This is a genomic window from Halobacillus sp. 12SKB, from assembly GCF_052941655.1.
Window position 1 is genome coordinate 1,851,895 of record NZ_JBRFWR010000001.1, and the last position, 22,317, is coordinate 1,874,211.

Genomic DNA, 22,317 nt, shown 5'->3' on the forward strand with positions numbered 1-22,317 from the left:
AAAAGATGAATGTTTCTCTAAATATTCGACACGTGGAGGAAAGTTCCTTTAAGAATTTTGGCCGAATAATTGATACTTTTCCTGATGAAAAGCTCATTCATTTGATGGAAATATTCCGGTTCCGGAAAATGGGAATGTTTATGTTCCTTCAGAACCTGCTTTGGAGTTAAAGGATTTGAAAAGTACCATTGAAAAAAGGTACTACGGGGGCATGAACATTCAAATCGGTTACTGTAATGGGAACAATTCCAATCTAGGTGGACTGGAATATCATAAGGGCAGCGAAATCAATGTAGCTGCGACTGATATGGTCTTACTTTTAGGGCACTTGAATGATGTGGAGGAAGATGCTTTTTCTACAGAACATTTGAAAGCGTTTTATATTCCGAAAGGGTATGCGATCGAAATGTTCCAAACGACCCTTCACCTCGCTCCTTGCAAAGTGACCGGAGAAGGATTCAAATGTATCGTCATTTTACCTGAAGGTACCAATACTCCATTAAAGGATGAAGAAAAAGGGGAAGATTCCTTACTTTTTATGAGAAATAAATGGCTGATTGCCCATGAGGAACATCAAAGGTTTGTCTCTCAAGGCGCACATGTCGGAATTAAAGGTCCCAATGTATTTGTACAATATTTGAACGATAAAGAAGGAGGAAGTCAATCATGAGTATTCTATATACACTGGTCACGTGTATCTTGTTTATGGGATTGGTCGGATGGGTGTCTTACCGGAAGGCGAAAGGGCAGGTCAATGATTCTGATGGGTATTTTCTGGCCGGTCGTGGATTAACAGGTGGGTTTATTGCTGGTAGTTTGCTGCTGACGAACTTATCTGCAGAACAATTGATTGGTCTAAATGGACAGGCTTATCGCACGAACTTGTCCAACATGGCTTGGGAAGTGACAGCACCAATTGCTGTCATCATTATGGCATTGATCCTGCTTCCTAAATACTTAGGTGGTGCATTTTCCACTCTTCCTGAATTTTTAAGTACACGATTTGATGATGGTGTCAGACGTTACATAGTGGTCCTGTTTATGCTCGGGTATGCGTTTGTGACCATACCATCCGTTCTTTATTCCGGCGCACTAGCGGTGCTGAAGCTCTTTGATGTGCCAGGTCTCTTAGGTATTTCTTTCGAATCATCGGTCTGGCTCGTTATCTGGGTGATTGGTATTATCGGTGCCATTTATGCGATTTTCGGCGGATTGAAAGCGGTTGCAGTATCTGATACGTTAAATGGAATTGGTTTGCTGTTGATTGGTTTAATGATTCCTGTGATCGGACTTTTCGTACTAGGGGACGGGAACTTCTTTCAAGGGTTCAAGACGATGGCTACTGACAATGCAGACAAGTTGAATGCGATTGGTGGAAAAGATGATTCTGTTCCATTTTCCGCTATATTCACCGGGATGATCTTCATGAATATGTTCTATTGGGGAACGAACCAGTACGTGATTCAGCGTGCCCTGGGAGCAAAGAACTTGGCGGAAGGTCAAAAAGGGGTCTTGTTCTCCGGTTTTTATAAGCTGGTTGTACCTATTCTCATGATGATTCCAGGAGTTATTGCTTTCCATTTATATGGATCAGGCTTCCAAACGGTCGACTTGGCTTATCCAACCATGGTGACCAATTTGATGCCTACGATTTTCTCTGGATTGTTTCTAGCTGTATTGTTAGGTGCGGTTTTCTCAAGCTTTAACTCACTTTTGAACTCAGCGGCAACGATGTTTGCTTTAGATGTGTACAAGCCTGGTTTTAAACCGGATGCTTCTGATGAACAGTTGATTCGTGTAAGTAAATATTTCGGTACGATTTTGGCACTCGTTTCATTCTTTATCTCCCCGATGCTCATGAGTGCACCGGACGGCCTCTGGGATATCATTCGTAAGTTTACCGGATTCTTTAACATTCCGATTATCGCCATCGTACTCGTAGGAATTGCATCCAAATTTGTTCCGCCGCTGGGCGCGAAGATTGCAGTGATTTTTCACGTCATTACGTACTACATGCTTGTATGGGGATTGAACCAGATGTTCGGCATTGAAATCACGATGAACTTCATCCACATTTCTGCCATCCTTTTTGTTATCGAAGTCGGTATTATGTTGGCAGTCGGATATATTCGCCCACTGTCTAAACCTTATTCGTTCAAGCATGCTCCTAAAGTGGACATGGTCCCGTGGAAGTATGCGATTCCGACATCGATTATTTTGTTAAGTTTGATTGTATTTACTTACATCGTCTTCTCTCCAATCGGACTTGCTTATCCGGACGCGGTGGTTTCTCAATGGTTCTGGATCGCTTCTGGTGTGTTGATTGGTTTAACTTCTGTAGCACTGGTCTTTGCTATGAAGAAATGGGAAAAGAAATATGACCGTGTCGTAGAAAAGCACATGAAAAAAGCGGCTAACTTATAATTTTCAAGGAGGATTCCACCCATGCAAACGAAACAAAAACAAGGGCTTTCTATTCAATACCAGGATACTACATTCGAAGTTGTGCTCGATGGACGAAAGATCCTTGAGCATACACCGACATCCCCGTGTTTATTTGTCGGTCAAGGAGAAGAAAAAATTGAGATGTACCGAGGCAATTATGAGATCGAAGATTATGTCGTGGAACGATTCGGATTAAAGAGTTTTGAAGTGATGGAAGAAAGCGAACAGGGTTTCCGCGTTGACTTTAAACGGACTTCCATGGATTCAGAAACTCTATCGGTAGCCTTCAGCTATGAAAATCAAAATCTGAAACTGGATTTTTCAGGAGATCGAAAGGCTTTCAATCGGTTCTGGGTCCGTATCGCCGCTGATACCACAGAAAAGGTGTACGGATGCGGGGAGCAGATGTCTCATTTGAATTTGCGGGGCAAACATTTCCCATTATGGACCTCTGAGCCAGGGGTTGGCCGTAACAAGAAGACGTACACCACTTTTCTAGCAGACCTTCATGATCAGGCGGGGGGCGACTATTATCATACCAATTACCCTCAGCCGACATTCCTGTCTTCGAAGAAGTATTTCTGTCATGTCGATACGACTGCTTATGCCGACTTTGATTTTCGAAAAGATCATTATCATGAACTCCAGGTGTGGGAAGTCCCGTCGCAAATGATGTTTGAAACGGGAGCAAGCATCAAAGAGTTAGTGTCTCGACTGACTCATCATCTAGGAAGACAGCCGGAGCTTCCCGAATGGACTTATGATGGCATCTGGCTCGGAATGCAAGGCGGCACGGATGAGGTTCAAAAGAAAATCGATGCTGCACGTGATAAAGGCATGAAGGTAGGGGCTGTCTGGGCTCAGGATTGGCAGGGAAAAAGAGTCACCTCTTTTGGCCGCCGTTTGAACTGGAACTGGCAGTGGGATGAGAACGAATATCCTGAACTGGACCAAAAATTGAAAGAATGGAAAGAACAAGGCATTCGTTTCTTAGGCTATATTAATCCTTATTTGATTTTAGATGGAGCATTGTATAAAGAAGCTGTGGCGAATCATTATTTTGTCCTCAATCAACAAGATGACGTTTATTTAGTTGACTTCGGTGAGTTTGACTGCGGAATTGTCGATCTTACGAATCCGGCAGCCTTTGAATGGTATAAGAGCGTCATTCAAAAGTACATGATTGATTTCGGTCTAGATGGCTGGATGGCTGATTTCGGAGAATACTTGCCGACCGATGCCAAGCTCCACAATGGTGAGCCGGCAATGCTTATGCACAATGCCTGGCCGATGCTGTGGGCAAAAGTGAATTTTGAAGCTGTTGATGAAGCTGGTAAAACAGATGACATTGTCTATTTCATGCGTGCAGGCTACACAGGAAGCCAAAAGTACTGCCGTTTGTTGTGGGCGGGGGATCAGAGCGTCAACTGGGATCTTGATGATGGGATCGCGTCTGTCATCCCTGCTGCACTGTCTGCGGGCCTTGTCGGGAATGGGCTTCACCACAGCGATATCGGTGGATACACGAGTCTGCATGGAAACAAGCGTTCCAAAGAATTGCTGCTTCGCTGGGTGGAACTCGCTGCTTTCACGCCGGTAATGAGAAGTCATGAAGGAAACCGCCCGACCGATAGTCACCAGTATGATCATGATGAAGACACGATGAATGCATTTATAAGAATGACAGATGTCCATGTGACATTGGCTCCTTATTTGAAAGATCTTGTGAAAGAAAATGCGGAAAAAGGGATTCCGGTTCAAAGACCGTTGTTTATGGAATTTGAAGATGACGCACAGACGTATGATCTTCAATACCAATACATGTTGGGAGACGATGTGCTTGTTGCACCTGTCTACGAGGAAGCAGCCAGCCAGTGGAATGTTTATCTTCCGAATGAAACATGGGTTCACCTCTGGAGCGGTGAAGAATTTGACGGAGGCCATGTAGAAGTTTCCGCTCCTATCGGTCAGCCTCCTGTTTTTTATAAAAAAGGATCCGGATATGCTGACCTCTTCGAGAAGATTCGAGAAAAATATACACCTGCTGAATAAAAATAAAGGTAATAACCTTTGTTTAAAGGTAGGTATGTATGGTATGATGTTTTCAAATAGAGAAAAAGGTGGGACGGATCAATGAGCATGAAAGTATTGTATCTTCCGATTGGGAGAAAAACATTTGATTTAGAAGCAGGCGAAATCCAAAGGAAAAAGAGTTCGGAGATGTTGAACGAGTTAGGCATTGAAGTAATTGAACCGGAAGGCATTCTTACTTCACCGGATGACTTGAACGACTTTTTGAAAGCGATTGCCAAGGATGACATCGGCGTTTCCATTTATCAAAGTGTCACGTTCGCGGATGGTGAATTTGTAGAAACACTGATCAAGCAGGTGGAAGCGCCTGTCATGGTGTGGTCCATCCGTGAACCGAGCATTAACGGACGTTTGCGCTTAAACTCCTTAACGGGTGGGAACAGCACCAGCCACGTGTTGAAATGTGCGAAGCATCCTTATTCCTTCCTTTTCGGTAATCCGGAAGAAGCTCAAATTCGCGGGCGTTTAAAAAAATATTTAAAAGTTCAGCAGATGATTCAAGATTTAAAGCAATTCAAAATTGGCGTCATCGGGGAACACCCTCCCGGCTTCTTTTTCTCAGGAACGGACGAAGAGATGCTTCAAAAGCAACTGGGGGTTGAGGTTAAAAGTGTCGATTTGATGAAAGCTTTCGAAGAATCTAAGAAACTATCAGAAGGTGAATGGGAGCATGCGATTGACCGGGCGCAACAGCAAGTGATCGGCTTGAACAGAAATGATGAAACCGTTCAGCGTTTTGCTCAGTTCACGACATATGTCGAGTCTGTCGTTAATCAAGAAAACCTTTCAGGGCTCGCCATCCGCTGCTGGCCGGAGTTTTTCAATGAATTAGGCGCAGCCGCTTGTTCAACACTATCCCAATTTACCGAAGACGGAATCGTCTCTTCTTGTGAATCGGATATCCATGGTTCTGTTTCCATGTTTATTTTACAGCAACTGAGTGGAGGAAAAGCGCCTTACTTAGGAGATATGGTTCATGTGAATGAAGCGAGTAATTCAGTCGTCTTCTGGCATTGCGGCGCAGGTGCCTACTCTCTTGCTCACCCTGACCAGGGAGCGCAGCCTGGCGTGCACCCTAACCGTAAACTCGGATTTACGATGGAATTTGGTCTGAAGCCAGGGCAGGTAACGATGTTCCGCGTCAGCTATACACCAGATGGGTATCGTCTGCTTATCATGAGAGGAAACGCATTGGATACTCCGAAACGATTCAACGGGACGTCTGTAGAAGTAGAACTTGAGACGGAGATCAATGACACGCTGTACAGTTTAATGGAAGAAGGTTTTGAGCCTCACTATGCTCTTGTTTACGAAGATGTCGTTGAAGAGCTTTTGGAACTTGGGCGTCAACTGGACCTTGAAACTATCGTCTATACGAAAGATTGATTGAAGGAGGACACCTGATGAAACATGTCGCAGTAGGGCAGGCAGGAGGACCGACAGCTGTCATCAACGCTACCCTGGCTGGTTTTGTTGAAAGTGTAAAAGAACAGTGTCAATTGACCTTCGTTGAAGGAGGTTATCAAGGTCTGGTGGAAGAGAACTTTCTTTACGGTGATTCGGAAGTCATTGATTGGATTCTTGAGAATCAGTCAGTGCCGGGGGCGTGCTTACAATCCGGGCGTTATCCTTTTAACGATGAGGCGATTGCTCAAGCGGTCCATTCCCTGAAGAAGCACCAAATCGATACCCTCGTATTTATCGGTGGGAATGGGACGATGGAAGCTTTGTTAAAAGTGAAAAAAGAAGCCGAACGTCAGGGTTACACTCTGCAGGTACTCGGACTTCCGAAAACGGTGGATAATGACTTAGGAGGCACAGACCATGCTCCTGGTTTCGCAAGTGCAGCGAGATCGATCGCGCAGACGACGAAAGATTTGAGCCGTGATCTATATTCCATGAAGAATTTTGAGCAGGTCCGTGTACTGGAAACGATGGGCCGTAATGCAGGGTGGTTAGCTGCCGCTGCAGGGGCTTTTAGAGAGTATGAGGAAGAGGGCCCCCATTATATTGCTCTTCCGGAACAGCCGTTGAATAAGGATACCTTGTTAACAACAGTCAAAGAAGCATTGAGTTCCTATGGTTACGCCATTGTCGTGGTCAGTGAAGGGGTTCAGTGGGAACGAGGATCTCAAATTGAACTCAATCATGTAGGCGGACGCTCCATTCTCGGAGGTATTTCCAAAGAAATCAGTGAATTTATCAGTGAAGAGTTACATGTGAATACTAGGGCAGAACTGTTGGGGATGAATCAACGGGCAGATACGTCGTCTTTATCCCCCATCGATACCTATGAAGCTTATCAAGTTGGCAGAGAAGGTGGGCGATGGGTGCTTGAAGGGTATGATGCAGTCATGGTCGCTGTTGGGCGAAAAGCATCAAATTATTATACAATGGAGATAAAACCAGTAAAACTTGAAAATGTGATTGCTGAGGGAGAAAGGCTGTTACCAGCTCAATTCATCACAGATCTAAAGGCTTATTATCAATGGTTGACTCCACTGTTAGGAGGTGACCGGCCTTCATACCCTCCGCTTTCGAAAAGGAGAGTCGAATATAGTGAACACTAAAGTTAATCCCAATAAAGATTTAGCCCTATACTTACAATTGAAAGAATTATTCATTGATCGTATTCATAATGGACAATGGGAAGCAGATAAATTGATTCCGACTGAACAGGAACTTATGAAGGAATTCGACGTCAGCCGCACAACGATCCGTCAGGCCATTTCCATTCTCGTGCAGGAAGGGTTGGTAGAAAAGAAACAAGGTCGCGGAACAATCGTGAAACCTAGGAAATTGAGCGGAAATTTGAGTCAATTGAAAGGGTTCGCTGAAGAAGTTCTGGAACGTGGGCAGATTCCCCGAAGCAAGTTGATCCGGGCGGAGTTCAAGTCCAACCTTCACCACGAAAAATCCATGCTCGAAGTCAAAGACGATGAACCCATTTTGTTAATTGAACGGATTCGTTTAGCGGATGAAATACCTGTAGCCCTTGAACGTACATGCTGGCCGAAAGAGATCGGCGAAATCCTGATGAAGCACAATTTAGATGAAGCGCGTTACTACGAAATCCTTGAAAACTACAACATTTATTTGAATAGAGCCAGCGAAAAGATAGCAGCCATCAATGCAACCATTGATGAAGCAGATGCTCTCGGTATACGGGGAGGCGAAGCTCTTCTTGAAATGACGAGGCTGAGTTTCGGTGTCAATGAACGGCCGATTGAATATACGAAAACGAAATATCGTAACGATCAATACCATTATAGTCTTGAACTTAAACGATAAAAGGAGTGGTCCTCTATGCCATTTGTGGATGGAAAAACATTGCTAACCCATGCTTATGAGAACAAGTACGGAGTCGGAGCCTTTAGTGCTCATAATGCGGAAACCATTTTAGCTATATTAGAAGCTGCGGAAGAAAAGCAAGCCCCTGTGATGATTCAGATTGGCCAGAAAGTGATACAAACCCTGGGCTTGCAGCCGATGAAAGATATGGTCGATTCTTTTGCGAAAGAGTTCACTGTTCCTGTATGTATCCACCTCGACCACAGCCGTCAGTATGAGCAGACAATGGCAGCCATTCAGTCCGGTTTTCAATCGGTGATGTTCGATGGTTCGGGATTGTCATTTGAAGAGAATACCAGAATTACGAAACAGGTGGTTAATGCTGCCCGGGCGCTTGGCATCGGCAGTGAAGGGGAAATCGGTAAAATTGGTGGAACCGAAGATGATATAACGGTAGATGAAAAAGATGCGTTGATCACGACAACTGAGGAAGCGGTCGACTTTGTGAATGAAACGGATGTCGATTATTTAGCAGTATCCATTGGAACAGCCCATGGCATTTACAAACAGACACCAAACCTGCGATTCGAAAGGTTGAAAGAAATATCTGAAGCTGTGGCTCGACCAATCGTTCTGCATGGCGGTTCAGATGTGCCGGATCAACAAGTGCAGGAAGCTATTAAGCTGGGGATCTCCAAAATCAATGTAGACACGGAACTTCGCCAGGCCTATACGCAAGGACTGCAGGATTATTTGGCTTCAAATCCAGCAGACATTGTTTTAGCTAATTCTTTAGGTGCAGGTCGTGAGCGAATGAAGGAAAAAGTGAAAGAGAAGATTGATGTCTTTGGAAGTGCTGGACGTGCGGAAGCATTTAGCAGTGAACAAAAGGTCGTAACGTTATAATATATAAGGAGGTTGTTGTAATGAATAAAGTAGCAACAGACTATTCTTTCGGTTTATTTATCAATGGCGAATGGCGCACAAAAGAAGACACCGTTCCTGTCTTGAACAAATACAATCAAGAAAAAATCGGTGAGACAGCCGTAACCAATGAATCCGACGTCAAGGAAGCTGTTGAAAGCGCCAAAGAAGCTTTAAAAGTGCCTTTCTCTTTATATGACCGTTATCAAGTTTTACTGAAAGTCGCTCAATTACTGAGAGACAACACCGAGGAATTTGCAGCGGTCATTGCCAAGGAAGTCGGAAAACCGGTCAATGAAGCAAGAGGGGAAGTAGGTCGTTCTGCCTTAACTCTGGAAAATTCAGCGGAGGAAGCAAAACGTATCCATGGAGAAGAAATTCCTGTTGAAGCAGCTCCGGGATCTGAAAATCGTAAAGCTTTCACAAGACGTTATCCTGTCGGTGTGGTTGCGGCCATTACGCCGTTTAATGTCCCGTTGAACCTTGTCTGCCACAAAGTTGGCCCAGCGATTGCAGCTGGAAACAGTGTTGTTTTAAAACCTGCAGAGCAGACTCCGCTTACTGCTTTGTTACTGACGAAGCTGTTTGAAGAAGCAGGACTTCCAAAAGGGAGACTGAATGTACTTACTGGAGAAGGTCATGAAGTAGGACCACTGCTGACATCCAATCCTGATGTGAATATGTTTACATTTACCGGAAGCCCGCAGGTCGGAGAACGGATTCGAAAAGAAGCAGGCTTACGTGATGTTGCTTTGGAACTAGGCAATAATTCCGCAACGATCGTTCACAAAGATGCCGATGTTGAACAAGCGGCACAACTGGTCGCACAAAAAAGCTTTAACAATGCAGGGCAGGTATGTATTTCCGTCCAGCGCGTCTACGTTCACGATGCTGTGTATGACCAGTTCATTGAAAAAGTAAGAGAAGCGACCTCCCAAATAAAATTAGGAGACCCGATGGATCCTTCCACACAAATGGGTCCAATGATTGCAGAAGAAGAAGCGGTACGAGTTGAAGAATGGGTCAACGAAGCGGTGGCTGAAGGTGCTGTTGTTGAAACGGGAGGAAAGCGTGACGGTGTTTTCTACCAACCTACTGTTCTTACAAACGTGAACGCAGAAATGAAAGTTTGCAAGCAGGAAGTATTCGGACCTGTCGTAGCGGTTGATTCCTATGCTGATGAAGATGAAGTCATCTCTTACGTCAATGACTCTGAGTATGGACTTCAGGCAGGGTTGTTCACAAACAGCTTGGCTTTTGCTATGAAAGCCATGGATCAGATTCACGTTGGCGGCTTGATTGTCAACGATACTTCCGGCTATAGAGTCGACCACATGCCATATGGCGGCGTGAAGAAGAGTGGAACAGGAAAAGAAGGTCCACGCTATGCGATTGAGGAAATGACAGAAGAGAAAATTGTTGTATTCAACTTGTAACTAGGAAGGGAGTCCATACGGCTCCCTTTTCTTAATTTAACTTATAGGAGAAAGCATATGGAGTTTATCACGATTTTACTGCCAATTTTCTTAGTGTTTGGTATTGGTTATGGAGCTCAGAAGATCTTTCAATTCGATACCTCTACGTTTTCAAAACTAGCTCTCTATATTCTCGTGCCGTTCCTTGTCTTCCAGACGTTTTACGAGGAAAAGATCACCTTTTCCTATGTTTATATTTCGATCTACATGCTGGGGCTCTGCATCATTATCATTGGCATCGTTTCGATCCTTTCCAAGGTGCAGAATTATACCGAAAAGGAAAGATGCGGGATGGTCTTGTCCTGTGCCTTCACCAATAACGGAAACTACGGCACACCACTCGTTTTGTTCTTATTCGGAACGGCAGGAATGGAAACCGCGATTGTTCTTATGGTCTTACAACAGCTGCTGATGAGTACCTTAGGCGTTTACTATGCGGCTAAAGGAGGAGGAGACAAGGGAGATGGAATGAAAGCTGCCCTTCGTTCCGTTCGTCGAATGCCGATGGTTTACGGGGCTATAGCCGGGTTCCTTTTCCAAACGTTCGGCATCTCTATTGGAGAGCTTAAAGGAGGCGTAGATTTAATTGCAAGTGCTGCAATTCCTTTAATCATGCTCACTCTTGGCATGCAACTCGCGAACATCAAGGTCAAAGGCTTCGAATATAAAAAAGTATCCATCGCCTTAATGATCAAACTGATAGCTGCCCCAGCCATCGCAGCCGCTATCGTTTGGGGAATGCCTGTCGACCCGTTGATGAAGCAGATAATGATCATCATGGCGGCCACTCCTACAGCTGCAAATACGACGATGTATGCCATCCAGTTTCAAACCGAACCCCAAACCGTTACGAGTGCGACTCTAGCAACGACGGTACTCAGTCTGGTTACTATCCCTATTGTGATTTTTTTAGCCACGTAATGCTTAGAAAGACGCCTTGAGCTGAGGTGTCTTTTTTCTTCAATCCGGATCGGTTTTTGTAGAAAGTTTTAAGGTAAGAATTCAATTGGTGTTGTCCATACTGTTTCTAAAGAGGTGATGGTATGGAGCAATATGAGGGGGACTTTTTCAAAGGTCTATTATGGGCGAGCCTTCTTTCTCTGCCGTTTTGGGGATTGGTTGGGGTAGTTGTTTATCTCGTTTGGTAGATGATATCGCTCAAAGTGTTGGGAAGTCGCTCAGGGTGAGGGAGTTATCGCTCAAAGTAGTTGGGAAATCGCTCAAACTAGACGCGGAATCACTCAAACGTAAGGAGAAATCTTTCAAACATAGAGTGAATATGATTTAAAAAGGTGGTGAGCCCTACCCGAGGGGTCACCACCTTTTTTTATACTAATATAAACCATAGAAATGAAGTGACAATGATCGCTGTAAGTCCTTGAAGCAAGGTTCCCATCGTTTGAGCTTTGTAGGCTTGTGTGATGGACATCCCACTGAATTCTTTTACGACCCAGAAATAACTGTCGTTGACGTGGGAGACGACCATGGCACCTGCACCGACGGCCATGACAACAAGGGCCAGCGGGACAGCTCCTTCGATTCCGATTTGCGGAAGAAGGGGAGCAATTAAGGTTGATGTGATGACAATGGCTGCTGTTGACGATCCTTGAGCACTCTTCAAGGCGGCTGCGATGATGAATGGAATGAAGATGAATACTGCACCGACCGCTACTTCATTTCCAGCGATTCCTTTAATGAGATCAGCGATGCTTGTAGAGCTGATGACAGAACCGAACGCTCCACCTGCTCCTGTAATTAACAGGATTGGAGCGGCCTCTTTAATCCCGATTCCAACCCATTGAGTAAGCGTTTCTTCATCATATTTTGGAAGAAGAGCGAAGGCGAATAACACGCCAACGAGAAGGGCGACAACAGGCGAACCTAGGAATAGGAAAAATGAAAATAGCGGACCTTCCCATCCAGCGAAAGTGATGACAGAGCTGAATCCGATCAAAAGAATTGGAACTAAAATAGGAGCGAATGATTTTGTGGCCGATGGCATATCGCCAAAACTGCTGACGACCTCATCGTAATCATAGAGAGCGTCATCTTCGCTTTGCTCTATGTGAATTTTAGTACCGGCTTTGACCGCCCAGAGGTATCCCACCAAAATTGCAGGGATAGCGACGATGATCCCGAATAAAATGACCGTTCCTAGATAATTTTGAGCACCGATGTTCCCTGCGGCTGCGATAGGACCAGGTGTAGGCGGCACTAAGGTGTGTGTGGCGAACAGACCTGTAGACAAGGCGATTGCCATAGATGCAACGGTAACTTTTGTTTTATTTGCAAGCGCTTTCTTTAAAGAGGATAAAATAACATACCCTGAATCACAAAAAACGGGGATACTGACAATACTGCCGATGGCGCTCATCGCGAGCTGCGGCCTTTTTTCTCCGACGATTCTTAAGACGACTTCAGCCATACGTAAGGCAGCGCCTGATTTTTCTAAAATGACACCGATGATCGTACCGAATACGATGACGAGTCCGATACCTCCCATTAATCCTCCGAACCCGCCATTGACGGCTTCTACGACTTCTCCAAGTGGCATGCCGGATAATATTCCGATAGCAAAGGCAGAAATCAAAAGGGAAAGGAAAGGGTGGAGGTTGAATTTTGCCGTGGCTAAAATGACGAATAAAACACCGAGTAAAATAATAAGTACAAGTCCGAAACCTTCCATATACTGCTCACTCCTTTTTATTGTTTGGTGATTAACCTTGCGATTTGTCTTGTTGCCTCAAATAAATATTCTTCTGCGCTATTTAGGCAGTCCTCCAACGTCAAAGGCCCTGGAGCTATGGAAAAACAACTCGTGAACTTTTCATTTAAATCTCCATAATTTGCACCTAAACTCCCTGATAGGAGAATGACGGACGTATGGCTTTCTTTTGCCAGTTCTGCTACATACCCTGGCGCTTTTCCATAAAGAGTCTGTTCATCGCTTTGTCCTTCTCCGGTAATGACATAATCAGCATCACGAATGGCGTCATGGAGTTGGATGGCTTCGCCGACTAACTTTGCGCCTGATTCAAGCTGCGCACCAATGGTAAGAAAAGCAAAACCAAGACCGCCGGCTGCCCCAGCGCCAGGCGTGTTCATGATGTTTTTGCCAAGCACTTCTTCAATAAGTTTTCCATAGTGGTCTAAAGCATGATCATAAGCATATACCTGCTGCTCGGTCGCTCCTTTTTGTGGGCCATAGATATGACTTGCTCCTCGAGTCCCAGTCAATGGATTGTCTACATCAGAGGCAACACGGATCGTAACGTCTTTGAGGCGCGGGTCCAGTTTAGAAAAGTCCACCCGTTTTACGGCATGCAGGTCCTTTCCGTATATCCCTGTCTCTTCGTCATTTTCATCATAGGTCTTCATCCCAAGTGCCTGTAACATTCCCAGCCCGCCGTCATTCGTTGAGCTTCCCCCGATAGCTACGATGAAGTTCGTGCATCCTTCGTCTAGTGCATGATGGATGGCCTGCCCAATGCCATAGCTTGTTGTGTGATCCGGGTTACGTTTTTCTGTTGGGACGAGAGGTAAGCCCGCAATCTCTGCTCCTTCAATCACCGCCAGACCATCCATTAGTTTTACATACCAGCTTTCCCGCTCTTCCCCTAACGGCCCTTTACATGTAAAATGAACTTTTTCATGCGGCACAGATGTAGAAAATACTTCTAACGTGCCTTCACCACCATCGGCCATTGGCTTCATGATCGTTTCCGAATCCGGGATTACTGAATGCCAAGCCTTTTTCATGATTTCAGCGACTTGAATGGAAGACAAACTCCCTTTGTAAGAATCAGGGGCAAAAACGACCTTCATCATTCCCCCTCCTTTTCTAAAATTGGTTACTTTCTATTCAACAGGAAATGAGAAACGATAACAATTGATGAGATACACAAAATATCAGAAAACTGTAAGCGTATTCTTGTGCATTTGCACAAATCAATGATTTATTAGTATGGCTTGCAGGATGATTGCATCTTTGAAGTTCCGTGCATCCAATCCTACTTTTTTATGGACTTGATCCAGACGGTAATGGAGAGTATTTCGATGGACATGCAATTCATCAGCTGTCCGGTTCATTTTTAAGTCGTTTTTGAAAAAAGAATCGAGCGTTTCCACATAAGGTGTTTCCAATCTTTTTAAACGATTGGCATAAGGTTCCGTAATCTCTATGTACGTTTCTTTTGTAATGCTCGAAAGCAGCCTTTCAACTTTAAATGTCCCACTGTGAATGATTTTTCCGGATTTTCCTGCAATTTCTATCGTCTGCGAGGCTTGTTGGAAAGATGTATAAATCCCTTTCGCACTATACCCTGGTTCACCAACAGCGGCAGGTCCATCTGTTTTGATTGGTGGGAAATGCTCTTGAAATGGAAGAGGCATGACCACTGAATTTTCCTGGTAAGGGAGGATGAAGAGAGGACTTAGCTGCAGCTGTTCTGCCTGAATGCGGAGCCTCTCTGCGAATTCAAAAGGTGAGGGTGTCTGGAAAACGAGTACCTGCCATGCCTTCTTAAGGTCTGCACGTAAAGAATATAGGGCTTCTTTTTCCAAGTCTTCGGTTTCTCCGTCTGAAATGAGGCGATGAAACCAGTGGTTCCACTGCCTTTCCTGATAAAAACTCTGCTGCTGAATATATAATTGTTCGAGCGCAATCTCTACGGAAGCTTGAGTCATACCAGCTGCCTGAAAGACTTGGTCCGGATCCCCTGTCAAACCGACCACACCTGCAAGTTCGCCTCTATGAAAAATCGGGAGGTTAACCCCGGGCTTCGTATTGGAATAGTGGTCTGAGATTTCTTTCGTTATTTGCTGTGCTTCCAGCGTTTCTATCACTCTTTGCGCACCACCATGGACTTGATTGATGCGCACAGAGTCTGTACTTGCCACAATTTTTCCGGTCGGATCCATAAGGTTGATGGCAACATCAATGTATTTAGAGAGTCGATGAATGATTTCTTGTCCTAGATGATCAGTAAGTTCCATGTTGGACCACTCCTTTTTCTAACATTCTACCAGAATGGAAATGGGCAGGTTTAGTAAAGTAGATGAGAAGGTATCATTAGGGCTTAATGGATGGGAGGGAAATTATATGAAGTAAGTATTAGCGTTTCTTGTCCAGAAAAAAGGGGAGTGTACATGAAAAAATGATTGCTTACTGGGTTAGAACCGTTTTTGAGTTATTCATTTCCAGAGAAGAAGCAAGAAGCCACCTCGGGCTCCTTACTTGATTCTTTCACACTCGGTTTATTTCCAATAAATGTATGACCTGGTATGGTGATATTTGGTATTATCTAACGGTACATTCTTGGTACGCGTCTGCCGATTTGGCAGGTAAGTTCGTAATGGATGGTGTTAAGCTGATCGGCGATTTCCTGAAGGGGGATGTGACCTTCTGTTGATTCGCCGAAGAAGATGAATTCTGTCTTTTCGTCAAGTTCTCCGACAGATGTAATATCCACCATGGTTTGGTCCATACACACTTTCCCAACAATCGGCGCTCTCTTCCCGTTGACGGCAACCTCTCCTTGATTTGAAAGGGAGCGGGGGAGGCCGTCTCCATAACCGATGGGGACAGTGGCTACTTTTATCGGATTGTTTGGTTCGTAGGATCTTCCATAACTGATTGGTTCGCCGGGATGAACGGTTTTTATCATGACAGGTTTTGTTCTAAGACTCATCACTTGATGGAGAGGAATTGATTCCCGCATATGCTCACCTGGGTAAAGGCCATACAAGCTCACACCCACTCGAACCATATCCATGTGCATATGTGGGAAGCTAATGGTGGCCGCACTGTTACAGCAATGCTTGGTTGGAATCGTCCCATGAGCCTTTTCCACTTCTTCTACGACAGATAAAAAATGATCAAATTGTTGCTCTGTATAGGTAGGGTCTTGATTATCTGCATCAGAGAAGTGAGTAAAAATCCCTTCTACATGGACAAAAGTCGAGGCATGTTGTTCTATAAGCCGGATGATATCCGCAGCTCGTTTGAGACCGATCCGGTGCATCCCGCTATCGACTTTGATATGTATGTTCATAGAACGCTGCCGCTGCTGGGATACTTGAACGATTTCTTCTAAGACATCTTCCGTGAAAACGGTCAACGTTATGTCATGGTTCATAGCATCCTGGACGGCTTCTCTCGGCGTGTAGCCAAAAACGAGAATAGGGATTGTGATTCCTGCTTTTCGCAACTCCAAGGCTTCTTCAATAATGGCAACGCCCAAACGGTCTGCTCCAGCCTTAATCATAACTTCTGCACATTCCAAAAGGCCGTGGCCATACGCATCTGCTTTGACGACTGCCATCAATTCACAGTCCTTATCGATATGTTTTTGAAAGGCGTTCACATTGTTTTTGAGTGCTTTCATGGAAACTTCTGCCCATGTCGGACGATAGTTGGTCATGATGATTCTCTCCTCTCTATGAAAAAAGCTCCCCCATCAATGTGGAGGAGCCTGTTGTTTTATACGCGTGCCAAAGACTGAAGGGCTTCTTGTACAGGCTTGTAATCATAGCCTAGATCACGAGCAACGGCTTCATAAGTCAAGTGGCCGTTGGCTGTGTTCACACCTGCTTCAATCGCTTTATTATCTTCCACTGCTTTGTTGACACCTTTGGAAGCAATCTGCAAAGCGTAAGGAATCGTTACGTTTGTAAGAGCGATCGTCGATGTGCGTGGTACAGCTCCTGGGATGTTTGCAACCGCATAATGAAGGACGCCGTGCTTTTCGTAAATCGGATCATCGTGTGTCGTGATGTGATCGACCGTTTCGAAGTTTCCACCTTGGTCGATGGCGACATCAACGATGACAGATCCGTCTTTCATTTCTTTGACCATGTCTTCGGTCACAAGTTTCGGTGCTTTTGCTCCTGGGATCAGGACAGCTCCGATGACTAGGTCGGCTTCTTTGACCGCTTCTGCAATGTTGAACGGGTTGGACATCATGGTTTGGATGTCTTTGCCGAATTGATCATCCAGCTCACGAAGACGGTTCGGGTTCAAGTCCAATACGGTTACGTGAGCACCAAGGCCGATCGCGATTTTCGCTGCGTTCGTACCAACGATGCCGCCGCCGATGATGACAACTTTTCCGCGGGAAACGCCAGGAACCCCGCTTAACAGGATTCCTTTTCCACCGAAGGATTTCTCAAGGTATTGAGCTCCGACTTGAGTCGCCATACGCCCGGCTACTTCACTCATTGGAGTAAGAAGAGGAAGTTTGTTATCAACAGCCACCGTCTCATAGGCAATGGATGTGACTTCGTTCTCAACTAATGCTTTAGTCAGTTCAGGTTCCGCTGCAAGGTGAAGGTATGTGAAAAGAATAAGTCCTTTACGGAAGTATCCATATTCAGATGGTAGTGGTTCTTTTACTTTCATTACCATTTCTGAATTTGACCAAATATCGGAAGCGGTTTCAACAATCTCAGCACCTGCATCACGATATTCTTCGTCGGTAAAATTACTTCCTGTACCGGCTTGGGTTTCGATGCGGATCGTGTGTCCGGCTTTCATGAGATTGATGACACCTGAAGGCGTAATCGCTACGCGGTTTTCATTATTTTTAATTTCTTTTGGAATTCCGATAATCATGGGGAACGTCCACCTTTCAAATTGAATGTAAACAAAGTATAGCCCGCCTGCGGATATTTTTGTTTAGGTGAAAGTGAAAAAATAAACAGGAGGATTTGTGTAAAATCACAAATCCTCCTGTTCGTTTTCGTGGATCAATAAATCCAGGTAGAGCATCGTCTTCTGATTCATATCTTTAAAATCGACGTTGCCGATTTCTTTGATCCGTTTCAATCGATAATTCAATGTATTAGTATGAATGTGCATATGAGCGGCTGCCTGGTGGACGTTGCTGTTCTTCTCCAGAAAAACCTTTAATGTCTCAAGCAACATGGAGTTGTTCCGTCCATCGTATGCTTTGATATTGGTCAGGGCATCGTTTTTGTAGTTTTCCCGCTTCTGTAGAACCGACAGTTCGTTAAGGAATTGATAGACACCAAGGTCCTGGTAGTTGTCGACGTTCTGAAGCCCTGTGGAATACTGTTCTTTTAATTCCAAGACTTTTAACGCCTGCTTATAACTGTCGCTGATTAATGTCGGGGAGTCATAGATCAGACCGAAAGCCCCTTTTAAATCTTCAAAATGAAGACGTTCCTTCATCTTTTGGGTAAATTCACGAATGAATGCCTGATTCATTTCATTCGCATCTTCCTTATTATCTGTACGGACAAGAAGAATGAGCTGCTGATCATCAAAAATCCGGTTTACGATCCGGGTTTGATGAAGGGTTTCTGTTAAGTAATAGGCGTGACGTTCCACGGCCTGGCTCATTTCTTCCGTAAATTCAAACACGGCTACGCAAAGCTGACCATGCAGATTCATATGAAACTTCTTGGCCAGTCGTTTGATCTCTGCCTGGTTTTGAAGAGAGCCTGTCAGCAACTGCCAGAAAAACTCTTTCCTGTTTTCATCGGTCTTTTTCTTTTTCGCCTGCTGTCTCAACAAATGATGGCTGACCCACTGGGCGGCTTCCTTCATCTCATCCAAATGTTTAGCTGTTACGGAGAGATCGTTCGTCTGGGCCCAGATAAAACCGAGAATTTCATCGTTCTTGCGGACAGAGACAGCTAACCTGTGACCGAGTCCAATAGAATCAATCGTTTTTACAATGAGAGGCTGGTCGCTTTCGAAAAGCTTGGCCATGATGCCTTGTTTCCATAACCCATTGATGACATGCTCGGGCACTTTCCGACGCATGATCGTTGCCGTTCTTGCTTCATCCACGTTTTTCTCATGTTTACTGTAAGAGACGATGCGGTGGTTGGCATCTTCAATGGTCACCGGACATCCTAAGGTTTCCGCGATGCTGTCAGCAAGCCCCTCGGGGGAATCGATGTAATCTTTATATGAATAGTTCATGTGTGATGAAAGGTTCATAGCGGTACTCCTTATGGTGTGAATACCTTTATATTATCATTGATTCTCTTATAGAAACATCCATTTTCCTATTGAAGTATTTGTTAAATTGAACGAATATAGATGAGGGGATTTGTGGATTTCCCCCAATCATAGAAAGCGCATTCATGATAAACTGTGCCTATCCCTTTGTTGTGTAAGCGTTTTACCATGCCGGGAAGGAACGAGACATCTTAGATAGAAGGAGGATTTTCCGTGAAAAAAGTACTTAAAATTGCAAGCGCTTTTATAGGAATCATCGTCGGTGCAGGCTTTGCATCCGGTCAGGAGATTCTTCAATACTTTACGAGTTTCGGTTATTTAGGAACGATCGGAACAATCATTTCAACCGCTTTGTTCGCCTATATGGGGATGATGCTTGTGAAGCTCGGTACGAGGACGCAGGCCACTTCACATAAGGAAGCTGTCTATAAAGTCAGTGGAAACAAATGGCTTGGATTGATTGTGGATTACGTCATCATTCTGACGTTGTTTGGTGTTGGAGTCGTGATGATCGCAGGAGCGGGGTCGATTCCAAGTCAGCAATTCGGTCTGCCTCCTCTGGTTGGCGTGATTGTCATGAGTGTGATTGTGATGGCAACCATCATGATGAATGTGGACAAAGTCGTCAATGTCATTGGAAGTATTACGCCTTTTTTAATCATTACCGTTTTAATAATATCCGGCTACAGCTTATTTACGATGGATCAGTCCTTTAGTGATTTGAACGCGGTTGCCGTTGACCAGCCATCTGCTTTATCCAACTGGTTCATCTCAGCCATCAATTACGTTTCCTTCAACGTGGCGGTGGGTGCGTCGATGTCCTTGCTGATGGGAGGAAATGAAAAAGATGAGCGAACCTCAGCGCTCGGCGGGCTCCTTGGGGGATTAGGGCTTGGGATCATGATTGTGATCAGTCACCTGGCCATTTTCTCAAAAGTCGATGCCGTCGCTTCTTACGACATGCCGCTTCTTGCACTTGTCGATGGCCTTTCACCGGTATTAGGAACATTCTATTCGGTCGTTTTGTTCGGGATGGTTTTCAATACAGCTGTCAGCATGTTCTTCTCTTTTGCTGCCCGTTATACGAAGGTCGGGACAAGCCAGCATAAAAAATTCGTGCTGATTACAGGAATCGTCGCTTTCGGACTCAGTTTCGTAGGATTTACAGAACTTGTCGCGTTCTTCTACCCACTGATCGGGTTTATGGGACTGTTCCTAATTCTAGCTCTGGTCACAGCACCATTCCGGCTGAAAAAAGAACACAAAAATGCAGAACGCCTATCCGCATAAACCAAAAGACCACCTTTGTGAAGGTGGTCTTTTTCCATTATTTGTATGACCTGGTACAACAAATAATGGAAGTGAACCGCGGTTTTGCGTTATGGTTATATGAGAAGGTTTTCATAAGGGAGTGGTTGAGATGAGTAATCAAGAGTGGTGGAAGAAGAGTGTCGTCTATCAAATTTACCCGAAGAGTTTTAATGATACGAATGGGGATGGAATTGGTGATATCCCTGGAATTATAGAGAAGCTGGATTATCTGAAAGAGCTGGGCGTGGATGTTCTTTGGCTTTCGCCGATCTATGATTCTCCGCAAGAAGATAATGGCTATGATATTCGTAACTACCGCCAAGTGGATGATCTTTTTGGAAGTATGGAAGACTTGGAACGGTTGTTGGAAGAAGCTCATAAGAGAGACTTGAAGTTGGTCATGGACCTCGTTGTTAATCACACATCTGATGAACACCCATGGTTTGAAGAGTCTTCGAAAAGCAAGGACAATCCGTATCGTGATTATTACATATGGAAAGATGGCAAAGAAAACGGAGAGCCACCGACAAACTGGAACTCTGTTTTCAGCGGCCCGGCTTGGGCTTATGATGAAACGACAGGCCAATATTACCTGCACATCTTTGCAAAGAAGCAGCCTGATTTGAACTGGGAGAACCCGATGCTACGCGAAGAGGTGTACGATATGATGAAGTTTTGGCTGGATAAAGGAATGGACGGATTCCGGATGGATGTCATCAACTTTATCTCTAAAGATCCCGACTATCCGGATGGAGAGAATGGAGATGGCAGCCCTTATTTTATGAATGGCCCTCGTGTCCACGAATTTTTACAGGAAATGAATCAGGAAGTTCTATCCAACTATGATGTGATGACAGTCGGGGAAATGCCGGGTGCTTCTCCTGAAGATGCGAAGCGTTACACAGATCCTGCGAATGAAGAAGTGAACATGATTTTCACATTCGAGCATATGGATTTGGATTCAAACGGGGATAAGTGGAACTGGACGAATCTGAATCTCGTAGACTTGAAGGAGAATTTTGAAAAATGGCAGACCGCGCTCCATGATGTCGGTTGGAACAGTTTGTACTGGAACAATCATGATCAGCCCCGAATCGTTTCCCGTTTCGGTGATGATGGAGAGTACCGGGTAAAGTCGGCAAAAATGCTCGCGATCTGCCTGCACATGATGCAGGGAACACCATATATATACCAGGGCGAAGAACTTGGCATGACGAACGTCCACTTTGACAACCTCGAAGAATACAGGGATATTGAGCTTTTCAATATGTATAAAGAAAAGAAGGAACAAGGATGGTCTCATGAAGATCTCATGAAAGCCATCTACGTAAAAGGCCGTGATAATGCTCGGACTCCGATGCAGTGGAATGATTCGGAAAATGGTGGTTTTACAGACGGAACCCCATGGATACAGGTGAATTCGAATTACAATGTGATTAATGCGGAGCGTGCTCTGGAAGATAAGAACTCTGTGTTTTACTTCTATCAACAGTTGATCCGCTTGAGAAAAGAAATCGATATGATCACGGATGGCAGGTTTGAACTCTTGATGAGAGAAGATCCGAACATTTTTGCTTATAAGCGTGTCAGTGGGGAAGGAAGTCTTCTTGTCGTCTGTAATTTCTCTTCAGAAGAAGTGGCATTAGATGAGGAAATTGTGAAAGAGATTGAAGGAAAGCCTATTGTGATTACAAATGAAACGGAAACATCTAATCGCGCTGAATTGTCTCCTTATCAAGGAACGGTATATAGGTTCTAATGGAAATAATATCCACACCAGGTCATCCAAAT

General features: G+C 44.6%; 17 protein-coding genes. 11 read left to right on the forward strand and 6 right to left on the reverse strand.

Translation table 11 applies throughout. The annotated features are described in order from the left end of the window. Positions 1-160 precede the first annotated feature (160 nt). From ACQ4XT_RS08900 to ACQ4XT_RS08940, 9 genes are all read left to right on the forward strand, one after another. The gene (locus ACQ4XT_RS08900) at positions 161-670 is read left to right on the forward strand and encodes a DUF4867 family protein (RefSeq protein WP_446853378.1); all 510 of its coding nucleotides are present in this window, start codon (positions 161-163) and stop codon (positions 668-670) included. Beyond that, positions 667-2,424 carry a solute:sodium symporter family transporter gene (locus tag ACQ4XT_RS08905; protein WP_446853379.1) on the forward strand — a complete coding sequence of 586 codons (1,758 nt, stop codon included), beginning with the start codon at positions 667-669 and terminating at the stop codon, positions 2,422-2,424. The genes ACQ4XT_RS08900 and ACQ4XT_RS08905 overlap by 4 nt, the downstream gene beginning before the upstream one ends. A gap of 21 nt (positions 2,425-2,445) precedes the next feature. Further along, complete coding sequence (locus ACQ4XT_RS08910) at positions 2,446-4,497, forward strand: alpha-glucosidase (protein WP_446853380.1); 2,052 nt, start codon at positions 2,446-2,448, stop codon at positions 4,495-4,497. Between the two features lie 81 nt (positions 4,498-4,578). After that, positions 4,579-5,922, forward strand: a complete 1,344-nt coding sequence (sftI, locus tag ACQ4XT_RS08915) for a sulfoquinovose isomerase (RefSeq protein WP_446853381.1) — start codon at positions 4,579-4,581, stop codon at positions 5,920-5,922. 17 nt (positions 5,923-5,939) lie between these two features. After that, positions 5,940-7,106 (forward strand): diphosphate--fructose-6-phosphate 1-phosphotransferase, encoded by a 1,167-nt coding sequence (locus tag ACQ4XT_RS08920; RefSeq protein WP_446853382.1) that lies wholly within the window; start codon positions 5,940-5,942, stop codon positions 7,104-7,106. Further along, positions 7,096-7,827: a GntR family transcriptional regulator gene (locus ACQ4XT_RS08925; RefSeq protein ID WP_446853383.1), complete on the forward strand. Its 732-nt coding sequence runs from the start codon at positions 7,096-7,098 to the stop codon at positions 7,825-7,827. Before ACQ4XT_RS08920 ends, ACQ4XT_RS08925 begins: the two co-directional genes overlap by 11 nt. Positions 7,828-7,842: 15 nt before the next feature. Further along, positions 7,843-8,733 carry a class II fructose-bisphosphate aldolase gene (locus ACQ4XT_RS08930; RefSeq protein ID WP_446853384.1) on the forward strand — a complete coding sequence of 297 codons (891 nt, stop codon included), beginning with the start codon at positions 7,843-7,845 and terminating at the stop codon, positions 8,731-8,733. Positions 8,734-8,753: 20 nt separating this feature from the next. Further along, on the forward strand, positions 8,754-10,187 hold the full coding sequence (locus ACQ4XT_RS08935; RefSeq protein WP_446853385.1) for an aldehyde dehydrogenase family protein: 1,434 nt from the start codon (positions 8,754-8,756) through the stop codon (positions 10,185-10,187). 57 nt (positions 10,188-10,244) lie between these two features. Next, complete coding sequence (locus ACQ4XT_RS08940) at positions 10,245-11,147, forward strand: AEC family transporter (RefSeq protein WP_446853386.1); 903 nt, start codon at positions 10,245-10,247, stop codon at positions 11,145-11,147. 406 nt (positions 11,148-11,553) lie between these two features. Here ACQ4XT_RS08940 and ACQ4XT_RS08945 read toward each other — a convergent pair whose 3' ends face one another. From ACQ4XT_RS08945 to ACQ4XT_RS08970, 6 genes are all read right to left on the reverse strand, one after another. Further along, a complete protein-coding gene (locus tag ACQ4XT_RS08945) occupies positions 11,554-12,912 on the reverse strand; it encodes a GntP family permease (RefSeq protein ID WP_446853387.1) in 1,359 nt (452 codons plus the stop codon). A gap of 17 nt (positions 12,913-12,929) precedes the next feature. Beyond that, complete coding sequence (locus ACQ4XT_RS08950; protein WP_446853388.1) at positions 12,930-14,051, reverse strand: glycerate kinase; 1,122 nt, start codon at positions 14,049-14,051, stop codon at positions 12,930-12,932. Between the two features lie 123 nt (positions 14,052-14,174). Beyond that, a complete protein-coding gene (locus ACQ4XT_RS08955; RefSeq protein ID WP_446853389.1) occupies positions 14,175-15,221 on the reverse strand; it encodes a CdaR family transcriptional regulator in 1,047 nt (348 codons plus the stop codon). Positions 15,222-15,529: 308 nt separating this feature from the next. Then, on the reverse strand, positions 15,530-16,648 hold the full coding sequence (gene alr, locus ACQ4XT_RS08960) for an alanine racemase (protein WP_446853390.1): 1,119 nt from the start codon (positions 16,646-16,648) through the stop codon (positions 15,530-15,532). A 59-nt stretch (positions 16,649-16,707) separates the two neighbouring features. After that, positions 16,708-17,838, reverse strand: coding sequence for an alanine dehydrogenase (gene ald / locus ACQ4XT_RS08965; protein ID WP_226592196.1), 1,131 nt, complete (start codon positions 17,836-17,838; stop codon positions 16,708-16,710). A 105-nt stretch (positions 17,839-17,943) separates the two neighbouring features. After that, a complete protein-coding gene (locus tag ACQ4XT_RS08970; protein WP_446853391.1) occupies positions 17,944-19,194 on the reverse strand; it encodes a PucR family transcriptional regulator in 1,251 nt (416 codons plus the stop codon). A 234-nt stretch (positions 19,195-19,428) separates the two neighbouring features. On the opposite strand from ACQ4XT_RS08970, the gene ACQ4XT_RS08975 reads away from it, so the two are divergent. Both ACQ4XT_RS08975 and ACQ4XT_RS08980 read left to right on the forward strand, forming a co-directional pair. Continuing rightward, positions 19,429-20,505: a YkvI family membrane protein gene (locus ACQ4XT_RS08975; protein WP_446853392.1), complete on the forward strand. Its 1,077-nt coding sequence runs from the start codon at positions 19,429-19,431 to the stop codon at positions 20,503-20,505. Between the two features lie 130 nt (positions 20,506-20,635). Continuing rightward, positions 20,636-22,285 (forward strand): glycoside hydrolase family 13 protein, encoded by a 1,650-nt coding sequence (locus ACQ4XT_RS08980; RefSeq protein WP_446853393.1) that lies wholly within the window; start codon positions 20,636-20,638, stop codon positions 22,283-22,285. The last annotated feature ends 32 nt before the right edge of the window (positions 22,286-22,317 follow it).

What these genes read in the sequence shown, in the direction of transcription:
- ACQ4XT_RS08930 (WP_446853384.1), top strand. Translation starts at nt 7,843, where the DNA reads ATGCCATTTGTGGATGGAAAAACATTGCTAACCCATGCTTATGAGAAC.
- ACQ4XT_RS08955 (WP_446853389.1), bottom strand. Translation starts at nt 15,221, where the DNA reads ATGGAACTTACTGATCATCTAGGACAAGAAATCATTCATCGACTCTCT.
- ACQ4XT_RS08935 (WP_446853385.1), top strand. Translation starts at nt 8,754, where the DNA reads ATGAATAAAGTAGCAACAGACTATTCTTTCGGTTTATTTATCAATGGC.
- ACQ4XT_RS08905 (WP_446853379.1), top strand. Translation starts at nt 667, where the DNA reads ATGAGTATTCTATATACACTGGTCACGTGTATCTTGTTTATGGGATTG.
- ACQ4XT_RS08910 (WP_446853380.1), top strand. Translation starts at nt 2,446, where the DNA reads ATGCAAACGAAACAAAAACAAGGGCTTTCTATTCAATACCAGGATACT.
- sftI (WP_446853381.1), top strand. Translation starts at nt 4,579, where the DNA reads ATGAGCATGAAAGTATTGTATCTTCCGATTGGGAGAAAAACATTTGAT.
- alr (WP_446853390.1), bottom strand. Translation starts at nt 16,648, where the DNA reads ATGACCAACTATCGTCCGACATGGGCAGAAGTTTCCATGAAAGCACTC.
- ACQ4XT_RS08945 (WP_446853387.1), bottom strand. Translation starts at nt 12,912, where the DNA reads ATGGAAGGTTTCGGACTTGTACTTATTATTTTACTCGGTGTTTTATTC.
- ACQ4XT_RS08950 (WP_446853388.1), bottom strand. Translation starts at nt 14,051, where the DNA reads ATGAAGGTCGTTTTTGCCCCTGATTCTTACAAAGGGAGTTTGTCTTCC.
- ACQ4XT_RS08920 (WP_446853382.1), top strand. Translation starts at nt 5,940, where the DNA reads ATGAAACATGTCGCAGTAGGGCAGGCAGGAGGACCGACAGCTGTCATC.
- ald (WP_226592196.1), bottom strand. Translation starts at nt 17,838, where the DNA reads ATGATTATCGGAATTCCAAAAGAAATTAAAAATAATGAAAACCGCGTA.
- ACQ4XT_RS08940 (WP_446853386.1), top strand. Translation starts at nt 10,245, where the DNA reads ATGGAGTTTATCACGATTTTACTGCCAATTTTCTTAGTGTTTGGTATT.
- ACQ4XT_RS08980 (WP_446853393.1), top strand. Translation starts at nt 20,636, where the DNA reads ATGAGTAATCAAGAGTGGTGGAAGAAGAGTGTCGTCTATCAAATTTAC.
- ACQ4XT_RS08970 (WP_446853391.1), bottom strand. Translation starts at nt 19,194, where the DNA reads ATGAACCTTTCATCACACATGAACTATTCATATAAAGATTACATCGAT.